Genomic DNA, 1,287 nt, shown 5'->3' with positions numbered 1-1,287 from the left:
TCTCGGTCTTGGTATAACGACGGTCGAGAGAAAGCAAGTAGTTGAAATCCTTTAAAGATTTCATTGAAACCCACTTGCTTTTTCTTTCTGTGTAGGGTATAATTTATACCCGTGCAAATTCTCAGTTTAGACCATCATGGCTTTCGATCGTTCCGGCGTTAAGGGCCTCCCGGAAGGCTCCAATGTTCAAGTGATTAAGGAGGTTCCTTATGTGTACTTCCGTTACCAATGGAAGGACTCGACGGGCAAGGTGAAGTACGCTCGCGACTATCTCGGCACGGTTGAAGATGGGCAATTCGTGCCCAATGATTACTACCTCCGTTTGCGTCCTACCAAGGCTAAGCGACCTGAGGAACGCTGGTCCGAGAAGCAGAAAAAGGAAACGGCGGTTTCGGCTATTTCTGAAGAAAAAGCCGTTGAAGACCAGGTAGAAGAAAAGCAGGATTTTGAAATCAAGACGAAGGCTGTGGGAGTTACCGCTCTGGCAGCAAGCATTCTTGATCAGAACGGGATGATCGACGATCTGCTTGAATTGTTTGACGGCGATGTCAATCTGGTTACGCGGCTTCTCAACATTGCCATGGGCGCTGCCATAACTGCGAAGCCAACGTATTTGAGCGCCGATGAATCCAAGGTTCAGATGTTTTTTGGCAATACGACGTGCCCAACATCTCCGCGCGCCAGCGAGTTGCATCAGAAGATAGGTCATGATCTGAATCTGTCGGCCAGAATCAGCAAACTGCGCATTGCACGTTTGGATGATCAGCCTACTTTGGCTCTTGACGGCTCGAGAATCGACTGTAGTTCAGACAATATTCTCGAAGCTGTGGTCGGACGACGGAAGAATGGACTCTATGCTCCACAGATCAATTTTTCTCTTCTTGTCGATGCCAATTCGGGTTCTCCGGTGGGCTACCGGTACTTCGCGGGCAGCACCAACGACGTTTCGACACTGGAGGATTTCACGAGCTTGTGGAATGCCTATGGACTTCCGGATAAAAATCCCATGCTCGTTGTCGATCGCGGGTACTTCAATCTGGAAATGCTTATCAAGATTGGCTTGCAAGGGTACCGTTTTCTTGCCGGCGCTAAAACGTGCTACAAGTTGGTAAAGACGATCATCGAGGATAGGAACAGTGAGTTCTATGAAGCAGCTGCAATTCTCGAAAGCACCAATGTGTATGGCATTCAGGATCAGAAGGTGCTGAAGGGAGAGGCTGGAAAGCTCGATGTAAACGTGAGCGTCTTTCGTAATCCCGTTGAAGAGATGGATGCAACGCGCCGTTT

At 48.8% G+C, this 1,287-nt stretch carries 1 protein-coding gene; it reads left to right on the top strand.

The window, feature by feature from the left end; genetic code table 11:
* Positions 1-136 precede the first annotated feature (136 nt).
* A partial coding sequence (locus GBM95_RS11735; RefSeq protein WP_152159256.1) for a transposase occupies positions 137-1,287 on the top strand: 1,151 nt, incomplete at its 3' end.

Origin of the sequence: Sutterella seckii, from assembly GCF_009183815.1 — a bacterium.
GTDB lineage: Bacteria > Pseudomonadota > Gammaproteobacteria > Burkholderiales > Burkholderiaceae_F > Sutterella > Sutterella seckii.
Note: the sequence above shows the minus strand (reverse complement) of the source record. Positions and strands in the feature narration are given on the sequence as shown.